The organism is Leptodesmis sp. (genome assembly GCF_052746595.1).
This window is the reverse complement of sequence record NZ_JBRAGO010000020.1, coordinates 41,561-50,836: the sequence shown is the minus strand read 5'-3', so window position 1 is coordinate 50,836 and position 9,276 is coordinate 41,561. Positions and strand designations below refer to the sequence as shown.

Genomic DNA, 9,276 nt, shown 5'->3' with positions numbered 1-9,276 from the left:
GTCGTTCAGGTTATCCATCATGAGACTCAAAAAAGTTTTCTGCACCACTCAGGGGTTTGCACTTCAAGATGTTGTGAATCAACTAGGACGACGATTAGGTTTTCAGGTAGTTGATGGTAGGTATCGTGGTACAAAGGGTGATATTGGTAATGATGAGCTTTGGCAGTTTCCAAATGGACATCATGTTGTTGTTGAAATAAAAACAACAGATGCTTATCGAATTGATACTAAAAGTATTGCAGAGTATAGAAGAAATTTAATCTCAAACGGCAAAATCAGTGAAGAGTTCTCTTAAATTCTAATTGTTGTCGGTAGACAGGACACTGGAGATTTAGAAGCTCAGATTTGGGGTTCGAAGTATGCATGGGATATACATCTTATTAGTGTTGAAGCTTTGTTGAAATTACTTGTCTTACAAGAGTCTGTTGACGATAGAAAAATCTGTATCGATAGAATTTGTAAGATTTTAGTGCCAAAAGAATATACTCGCCTTGATGAAATTATTGAAATCGTATTCTTCACCACAAAAGAGGTTCAAAAGGAAGAATCCTCAGAAGATGAAATTTTTGAAGAGGAACTAGATAATCAACAAGGTGATCAAAAGCAAGACAAAAAGTTTGATCCTGCTGCTTTTCATCAAGCGTGTATTAATAGGTTCTCAAATCTTGAAAACCTCATATTTTTAAAGCGCTTCGCTCAACTTATAGCACTTCTGATAATAAAACTGCCCTGGTTTGTGCAATTTCCAAGATTCATAAGAGAGTAGGATATACTGCTTACTGGCTTGCATTTCATCCTTACTAGCAAGAGTTTTTAGAATCTGCTGAAAGAGGTTTACTGATTTTAGGATGTGGCTCAGCAGACTGTATGCTCGTTATTCCATATTCTGAAGTCAAGACATGGCTGAATGACTTATGGATTCCTGAGAGAAATGATGGAATGTACTGGCATTTACGAATTCATTCAAAGGACTCAAAACTTTATTTGGATCGAAAAAAAGAGAAAGGCTAAACTCGAAATTACGAAATTTGTAATGTAATTTGATTAGAATTTCAACCCTAATTGTTCGGAATTGATTTATAGAATGTTTGAGAAGTCGCGATCGCCCTGTGTAGGGGCGTGGCATTCGGCTAAGAATCCCTAAAAACTACCGCAAAACTATTACCCAAATGCTACGCCCTTACAGATCAAGGGTATAAACCGGGGCTTTTAAAACACCCTCTTATAGGAAGAGCGTCTTAAACGTTAAGTTACTTCTAATCGCTGTCCCAAGATAACTCCTCTTCATGCTGCAACGCCTGCAGTTCTTGCTGTTGGGTGCGACGAGAGGGGCGACGGTATTTCTTGGTTGCTAACTTTGGTTCGTAGGTTTGTTGGCCTCGACTGCGGGTTTTAAGTTTCAGGTTGGTTTCTTCATCGCCCATCCGCCCTAACACTTGTTGACGCACGATCGCCTCATCCAACATATCCAGGTAATAGTCGTACCGTTCCCAGTCACCCCGCACCACACAACCCGGTTCATGGCGATGCAAACAATTACTGAACTGGCAGCTTGATGTAGAGAGACGTTGTCGAGCCTCCGGAAAATAGTGAGCCAGGGCTTCAGGCGGGCAATCCAGTTCCGGCTGGTTAAATCCCGGTGTATCTGCCAGCAACCCGCCCTCTGGTAGTTCAAACAACTCCACATGACGGGTGGTATGTCGTCCTCGCGCTAGCTTACCAGAAACTTCTCCCACCCGCAGATTCGCCTGGGGGATCAGGGTATTAATTAAGCTGGACTTGCCCGCTCCAGATGGCCCAGACACGATCGTAATTCGATGATTCAGATGAACCTTAAGTGCTGCTAACCCGATCGCCTGATGCACACTGATGAAGATCGGTTCATGTCCCCAGATGGTTAATCTCTGGTGCCAGCTCTCTCGATCGGCGGCAGACACCAGATCGCTTTTGCTGAGACATAACTCCACCTGCAAACCAGTAGACTCTGCTTTTACCAAAAATCGGCTAAGTTGATAAGGATCCAAGGTCGGTTCCTCCAGCGCAAAGACCAGCAAGATCTGATCTGCATTGGCCACCGGAGGCCGATCCAGTTCAGAACGACGTGGTAATACAGCAGAGATGGCTCCTCGCTGTCCCTGCCAGTCCGGTTCTTCAATTTCCACCCGATCGCCCACCATTACCCGCTGACCCAGCTTTTTTAAGCGCGATCGACGAGTGCAGAGCAGGATTTTAGATTTTAGATTTTGGACTTTGGATTCGTCGCTGCCTGTCCCTGATCCCTGATCTCCATCTAATCGCACCTGATAATAGTTAGCCTGTACTGCCAGAACAGTACCTGACAGGGGCACAGATGGCGGGTGGGATGAATCCTGAGGATCAGAACTCATAACTTCTTAATGAGGGGAGGATTCCGAAACCGGACAACGAACTTTCACGGCAAAGAAATCAGACTGTTCCGCGACTTGCTCAATCAGGTAGCCTTCCATTTTCAAGCTATCGGGGACTTGCTCGATCGGTTCCCCTGGATCGAGCCAGACTTCCAGTAGTTGGCCAGGAGCCATTTGCTCTAGCCGTAGCTTGGTACGAACAAAATTAATTGGGCAGGGAGTTCCCCGCAGATCGAGGTGGCTATCGGCTGCAGCAAATGGACTCAAGGAAGGTGAATCGCTCATGTGCCAAACACCTTACCAAAGAAGCCTTCAATGCCCCCTTTTTCGGTGCGATCGCCCCGAATTTTGGCAAGTTTTTCCAAAAGTTCCCGTTCTTCCGCCGACACCTTAGTGGGAATGTCCACCTGCACCGTAATTAAGTGGTCGCCTCGACTCACCGGATTTCCCAAACGGGGCACCCCTTTTCCTTCCAGGATTAACACTGTTCCGGGTTGGGTTCCGGGTGGCACCAGCAATTCTTCAGAGCCATCGACTGTATTAACATTAACGCGGGATCCAAGAATCGCTTGCAGATAGCTGACCTTCAGTGTCGAGAGAATATTAATTCCTTCCCGGTGAAATTGGGGATCCTCGTTGACGAAGAGATAAACATAGAGATCGCCCGGTGGCCCATTGCGCTGTCCAGCATCCCCTTCTGCTGATACTCGTAACCGGGTGCCATTATCGACCCCAGCAGGAATCGTGATTTTCAGCTTCTTCGTTTCCTGACGCAGACCCCGACCACCACAGCTTTCGCACTTATCTTCAATTATCTGGCCAGCACCATTGCAGGTGGGACAGACAGAAACCTGAGTAAAGCTACCAAAGGGGGTACGGGCAGCTCGTCTTACCTGGCCTGATCCATTACAGGTAGGGCAAGTACGAGGCCGGGTTCCTGGCTTGGCCCCAGTACCAGAACAGGTTTTACAGGTTTCCAAGTGGCTGATACGAATTTCCTTTTCGCCCCCAAAGATAGCCTCCCGGAAGTCGAGTTTAAGATCCAGCCGCAGGTCATCTCCACGAGTGGGACCACGCTTGCGGGCAGCGGTTTGGGTGCCCATGCCGCCGCCAAAGCCACTAAAGAAACTTTCAAAAATGTCAGCAGCAAATCCGCCAAAGTCGCCAAAGTCCTGATAGCCAGGGCTAGCCGTAGAACTGACTCCTGCTTCCCCAAAGCGATCGTACCGAGCACGGGTTTCCGGCTCTGAGAGAATCTCGTAGGCCCGGTTGATTTCCTTAAAGCGTTCTTCGGCACCCGCTTCTTTATTTACATCAGGGTGATACTTTCGTGCTAAGCGACGATAAGCACGCTTGATTTCTTCCTTGTCAGCGTCGCGAGAAACACCAAGGATATCGTAATAATCACCAGCCATAGCACGTTTTCACCTATCTCCTCTATACCTTAGCGAATAAATCTCTCGCTTCAGGAGCGAATTTTTATTCCAGACTGTTTGAGCCAACAACGTGTGCCGTTACTAACCTCTAATCTACCGCTTCATAGTCGGCTGTGATCGTCTCATCTGCCTCTTCAAAGTCGTAGGCAGCGGTGATGTCTTGTTGTTCATCCAGATAGGGAGGGGGAAAATTGTCTTCGGCCTCAGCAGAACGTTTGTAAATTTCTGCCCCAATCTCCAGTAACGTCTGCTGCAACGCATCCAGTTTGTGCTTCATCTCCTCAGCCGTAGTTTTGGGATCTGCGATTGCCGCTTTCAGTTCAGCAACACGTTCTATCGCCTGGGCTTTCAGCTCCTCACTGATCAGCTCGCTATTATCCCTCATGGTGGTTTCATAGGTGTAGAACAAGGCATCGGCCTGATTTTTCATTTCCACCAGAGCCTTGCGTTCCCGATCGGCTTCTGCATACACTTCGGCTTCTTGACGCATCCGATCAATTTCCACCGCACTTAAGCCACCCGTATTGGTAATAGAGATACTCTGTTCCCGGCCGGTACCCTTATCACGAGCAGAGACTTTGAGAATCCCGTTAGCATCAATATCAAAAGACACCTCAATTTGAGGCACACCGCGAGGAGCCGGGGGAATACCAGTCAGTTGGAACTTGCCTAGGCTCTTATTATCCTTCGCCATCGCCCGTTCTCCTTGAAGGACGTGAACTTCGACCGAGGTCTGTCCATCAGTAGCGGTGGAGAAGACCTGGGTTTTGCTGGTGGGAATGGTGGTGTTGCGATCGATAATACGGGTAAACACTTCTCCCAAGGTTTCGATCCCCAGTGACAAAGGCGTGACATCCAACAGCAGCAGGTCTTTCACCTCACCCCCCAGGACTCCAGCCTGAATTGCGGCTCCTAAGGCTACTGCTTCGTCCGGGTTAATCGAGCGATCGGGAGCTTTGTTATTGAAGAATTGCCGAATCGCCTCTTGTACCGCTGGAATCCGGGTAGAACCACCCACCAGTAGAATCCGATCGATCTGGTCGATCGTCAGACCAGCATCCTTGAGTGCTTGCTCTGTTGGCTGGATGGTACTCTCGATCAGCTCGCTGGCTAGTTCTTCAAACTTAGCGCGGGTAACTTCCATTTCCAAATGCTTTGGCCCAGTTTCGTCCGCAGTAATGAAAGGCAGGTTGACCGACGTAGTAAGGGTACTGGACAGTTCAATTTTGGCTTTTTCTGCCGCTTCTCGGAGCCGTTGCAGGGCCATCTTGTCGATCGACAGGTCAATTCCTTCTTGACATTTGAAGGTTTCAATCATCCAGCGCACGAGTACATCATCAAAGTCATCCCCGCCTAGATGGTTATTCCCAGAAGTGGCTTTCACTTCAAACACGCCGTCTCCCAGTTGTAGAATTGAGACATCGAAGGTGCCGCCGCCCAAGTCGAAGACAAGGATACATTGATCCTGGTCTTGCTTATCCAGGCCATAAGCCAGTGCCGCTGCCGTGGGTTCATTAATGATCCGCAATACCTCCAGGCCAGCAATTGTCCCTGCATCTTTCGTCGCCTGCCGTTGGGCATCACTGAAGTAGGCCGGTACTGTAATTACGGCCTGAGTCACCGTTTCTCCCAGATAGCTCTCGGCATCTTGCTTCAGTTTTTGCAAAACCATAGCCGAGATTTCCTGGGGAGTGTAGCTTTTTCCCCGGATTTGCACATCTACCGTGTCATCTTTCCCACGCACACAGTTGTAAGGCACACGTGCTCGTTCCTGCTCCGTGTCATCCCAGCGTCGTCCAATAAACCGCTTGATACTGAAGACAGTGTTCTCAGCGTTGGTGACAGCTTGACGTTTAGCCAACTGTCCGACTAAGCGATCGCCCGCTTTGCCAAAGCCAACCATACTGGGGGTGGTGCGTCCTCCCTCAGAATTGGAGATGACAATTGGTTGCCCACCTTCTAAGACAGCAACACAACTATTGGTTGTACCCAGGTCGATTCCGATAACTTTTCCCATAGCAAGTGGCAGTAGAGGACATACGGTAATGTGTCAACGGGCTAAAAACGGGTACATCCCAGGGGTCAGGTTTACCGTTTAACTGCCCAAGCTGCACTGACCCTAACAGTCCGGCTAAAACCTGGAGCCAGCGCCGAAGCAATTTCTTAGCTGTCCGAACCTCCCTGATCAGAACTCCCCGATTCCATCCCAGGCTCAGGCGGAACAGCCACCTTAACCAGAGCATGGCGCAATACCCGATCGCCCAGCATATAGCCGCGCTGTAGTTCCTCGATCACGGTTCCCTCAGGATACTCGCTGGTCGATTCCCGCATAACGGCTTCATGCAGGTTGGGGTCAAACTCTTTACCTTCGGCCCGCATCGGGGACACACCAATCTGCTTCAAGCAGTCCACCAGCTGTTTGTACACACTCTGGTAGCTCTTATGAATCGTAGTTTCCTGGTCAGTCTGCGGTTTTAGCTGCGATCGTGCCCGCTCAAAATTATCGATTACGGGCAGCAACGTATTAATGGTTGCACAGGTCGCTTTTAACTCCCAATCTTCCTTATCCCGTGCCGTCCGTTTCCGGAAATTCTCAAAATCAGCCTGACTTCGCATCAGTTGATTAGTTCGGTCTTCCAAGCTCTTTTTCAGATCCTGAATCTGCCGCTCCAAGTCTGCTATCTTCATCTGATAGTCAGCCTCAGTAGTGGCTGTAGTATCTGCTTCTCCATCCATTCCTGGTAAGGTATCCCCCGCCATATCCGAAGTACCCTGCTCTACTCCAGGAATGCTACTTTCCATAGAACTACCTTCTTCTGAAGTGCTGTGCGAAGCCTGGTCAACAGCACCTACAGAACCAGCCGTAGCAACTTGCGTTCCCTCTTCTCGATGTTCTTCGTTAATCATTGTGTGCTTCCCAATTGCATTCTTGCAAGACTGTCACCTAGTCACTAAATTTCATCCTAGTCGCTTCAGGAACTGATCAGGCACCAAACAGACCCTAGACCAGTCTGCCCAACTATAGGTATCTTGAGTTCATTTAATCAAAAATTTCTTTAGAGTAGCTTCACATCTCGCAGATCTGCCCCACATTGAAACCTGATTTCACCTGATCTAAACGGGAGACGAGGTTGCTTTTCCTAAGTAAAACCACTCAACAGTTGCAACCTCTTGATTCAAAGTGCGAGATAAACTCATAAACTTTTCATCACACGCTATTATCTTGGAGAATCTCCAGGAAAGATAGGGTAACCTGAATCATCTACATGGTTCCCTTCATGAGCCTGTAAATTTTTGTAATCTATCTTTTGTGTTCTCTGACAGTATCTTCACAGTTTTGGGAATCCTTTACAAGGAGTTCATCTTCCACCGGCTATGACCAACTCCTCATCACAACGTCGTGCGCTTGTCGTACAAAATAATTTTTCTCCATTCGGAAATAAGCTAGTTCAGGCTGGCTATGTTGACAGTGGCCAGATGCAGCAGGCTCTAACTGAGAGCCGGAAAACGGGTAGACCGCTACTGGATGTTCTGGAATCCCTAACCGGGCAGCAACTGCCACCAGATTTAATCAGACAGTACAAAAAGCAACAGCTATTTGAACTCAAGATTCTGTATGGGGTGGAGTCACTCGACCCTGAGGTCAGCCAGATTCCCACAACTCAAGTTGGAGAACTGATTGATACCTTAATTTCTATTGACTTATGCCGTCGCTATCGATTAGTCCCGCTGCTCCGCAATGACGAAGAGCCACGATCGGTTCTGGTAGCGATGGTAGATCCAGACAACTTGGGTGCTCAGGATGACCTGAATCGCATTTTACGACCTCAGGGGCTCAGCTTACAGAGATTGGTGATCACATTAGAAGACTACCAGCGCTTGATTTCCAGCTATCTTGATCAGCAAGTTGAGAAGCAGAAGCAAATTGAAGCCCAGCAGAAGGTTGACATTAAGGCCGATCTGGAAGGGCTGGGCTATATGGATCTTCAGGAAGCCCCTGAAGAAGACGATGCCGATCTAGATGTAGCCGATGCCGAGGCTGCCCCAGTGATCGCCCTGGCTAACAAGATTATGATCAAGGCCCTGCAGGAAGGCGTATCTGACATTCACATTGAGCCGCAGGAAGAATATTTGCGAGTCCGGTTCCGGAAAGACGGGGTATTGCGAGAAGCCTTTGAGCCATTTCCCAAGAAGATTATTCCAGCGGTAACGGCTCGCTTCAAAGTCATGTCTCAGCTAGATATTGCTGAACGACGACTGCCGCAAGATGGTCGGATCCGACGGCGGTATGACAACCGTAATATTGACTTCCGGGTTAGCACGTTGCCCAGTAAGTACGGCGAGAAGGTCGTATTGCGGATTCTGGATAATTCAGCTACCCAATTAGGCCTGGACAAGCTGATTACGGATCCAGAAACCCTCCACATCGTGCAGGAGATGATTGCTCGTCCTTTTGGTCTAATTCTAGTTACCGGGCCAACGGGTTCCGGGAAAACGACCACTCTCTATTCGGCTCTAGCAGAACGGAATGATCCCGGTGTCAATATCAGTACAGCAGAAGACCCCATTGAATACACCCTGCCTGGCTTAACCCAGGTGCAGGTAATTCGGGAGAAGGGAATGGACTTCGCAATGATTCTGCGAGCCTTCCTGCGCCAAGACCCAGATGTCATTCTGGTGGGTGAGACGCGAGACCGGGAAACGGCCAAGACGGCGATCGAAGCCGCTCTCACCGGACACCTGGTATTAACAACCCTGCACACTAATGATGCGGCGGGGGCGATCGCGCGTCTGAATGAAATGGGGGTGGAACCCTTCATGGTTTCTGGGGCGCTGATTGGGGTAGTGGCCCAGCGTCTGGTACGCCGTGTCTGTGATGAATGCCGCATTCCCTACACCCCTAGTCGGGATGAACTGGCCCGATTTGGGTTAACAACCTCTGGGGATGGAGATATTACGTTATACAAAGCTAATACCTTACAACCCCACGAAATTCAGGAAGCCAAAGCTAAAAATCAGCTTTGTCCAAAGTGTGGTGGTGTAGGGTACAAGGGACGGTGCGGTGTCTATGAAGTGATGCGGGTGACGGAGCGCTTGCAAACATTGATCAATCAGGGAGCACCCACAGACACGATCAAAGAAGCGGCAGTCGAAGAAGGGATGAAAACCCTGCTGGCTTACAGCTTAAATCTGGTACGTGAGGGGTTGAGCACTCTGGAGGAAGTGGAACGGGTGACTTTTACAGACTCGGGCTTAGAAGCCGAACTGAAAGCTAAGCGCAAGAGTTCCTTGACATGCCGTTGCTGTTCCGCTCAACTCAAACAAGAATGGCTGGATTGTCCGTACTGTCTCACGCCCCGCTTCCATGATTGACCTGGCTGCTCATCCCCTCCTTTTGGGAACGCTGAAAACCTCGAGTGGGATGACAGCTTTCCCAATTCATCGGGGTAAGC

At 48.9% G+C, this 9,276-nt stretch carries 8 protein-coding genes; 3 read left to right on the top strand and 5 right to left on the bottom strand.

What is annotated here, in order from left to right; genetic code table 11:
• Together ACUVQO_RS06665 and ACUVQO_RS06660 are read left to right on the top strand one after the other, a co-directional pair.
• Positions 1 to 295 (top strand): hypothetical protein (locus ACUVQO_RS06665; protein WP_445925103.1); only part of this gene is annotated, 295 nt, incomplete at its 5' end.
• Positions 296 to 394: 99 nt separating this feature from the next.
• Positions 395 to 766, top strand: a complete 372-nt coding sequence (locus ACUVQO_RS06660; protein WP_445925102.1) for a hypothetical protein — start codon at positions 395 to 397, stop codon at positions 764 to 766.
• Between the two features lie 490 nt (positions 767 to 1,256).
• On the opposite strand, the gene rsgA is transcribed toward ACUVQO_RS06660, so the two are convergent.
• The 5 genes from rsgA to grpE all read right to left on the bottom strand — a co-directional run bounded on the left by rsgA (position 1,257) and on the right by grpE (position 6,730).
• Entirely contained in the window at positions 1,257 to 2,387 is a 1,131-nt protein-coding gene (gene rsgA, locus ACUVQO_RS06655; protein ID WP_445925101.1) for a small ribosomal subunit biogenesis GTPase RsgA, read from the bottom strand.
• A 6-nt stretch (positions 2,388 to 2,393) separates the two neighbouring features.
• Entirely contained in the window at positions 2,394 to 2,672 is a 279-nt protein-coding gene (locus ACUVQO_RS06650; protein ID WP_445925100.1) for a sulfurtransferase TusA family protein, read from the bottom strand.
• Complete coding sequence (dnaJ, locus tag ACUVQO_RS06645; protein WP_445925099.1) at positions 2,669 to 3,802, bottom strand: molecular chaperone DnaJ; 1,134 nt, start codon at positions 3,800 to 3,802, stop codon at positions 2,669 to 2,671. Before dnaJ ends, ACUVQO_RS06650 begins: the two co-directional genes overlap by 4 nt.
• A 109-nt stretch (positions 3,803 to 3,911) precedes the next feature.
• Positions 3,912 to 5,840 carry a molecular chaperone DnaK gene (gene dnaK / locus ACUVQO_RS06640; protein WP_445925098.1) on the bottom strand — a complete coding sequence of 643 codons (1,929 nt, stop codon included), beginning with the start codon at positions 5,838 to 5,840 and terminating at the stop codon, positions 3,912 to 3,914.
• A 146-nt stretch (positions 5,841 to 5,986) separates the two neighbouring features.
• Complete coding sequence (gene grpE, locus ACUVQO_RS06635; RefSeq protein ID WP_445925097.1) at positions 5,987 to 6,730, bottom strand: nucleotide exchange factor GrpE; 744 nt, start codon at positions 6,728 to 6,730, stop codon at positions 5,987 to 5,989.
• A 468-nt stretch (positions 6,731 to 7,198) separates the two neighbouring features.
• Between grpE and ACUVQO_RS06630 the strand changes: the two genes are divergently transcribed.
• The gene (locus ACUVQO_RS06630; RefSeq protein ID WP_445925096.1) at positions 7,199 to 9,196 is read left to right on the top strand and encodes a GspE/PulE family protein; all 1,998 of its coding nucleotides are present in this window, start codon (positions 7,199 to 7,201) and stop codon (positions 9,194 to 9,196) included.
• Positions 9,197 to 9,276 lie beyond the last annotated feature (80 nt).

What these genes read in the sequence shown, in the direction of transcription:
- rsgA (WP_445925101.1), bottom strand. Translation starts at nt 2,387, where the DNA reads ATGAGTTCTGATCCTCAGGATTCATCCCACCCGCCATCTGTGCCCCTG.
- dnaK (WP_445925098.1), bottom strand. Translation starts at nt 5,840, where the DNA reads ATGGGAAAAGTTATCGGAATCGACCTGGGTACAACCAATAGTTGTGTT.
- ACUVQO_RS06650 (WP_445925100.1), bottom strand. Translation starts at nt 2,672, where the DNA reads ATGAGCGATTCACCTTCCTTGAGTCCATTTGCTGCAGCCGATAGCCAC.
- ACUVQO_RS06630 (WP_445925096.1), top strand. Translation starts at nt 7,199, where the DNA reads ATGACCAACTCCTCATCACAACGTCGTGCGCTTGTCGTACAAAATAAT.
- grpE (WP_445925097.1), bottom strand. Translation starts at nt 6,730, where the DNA reads ATGATTAACGAAGAACATCGAGAAGAGGGAACGCAAGTTGCTACGGCT.
- dnaJ (WP_445925099.1), bottom strand. Translation starts at nt 3,802, where the DNA reads ATGGCTGGTGATTATTACGATATCCTTGGTGTTTCTCGCGACGCTGAC.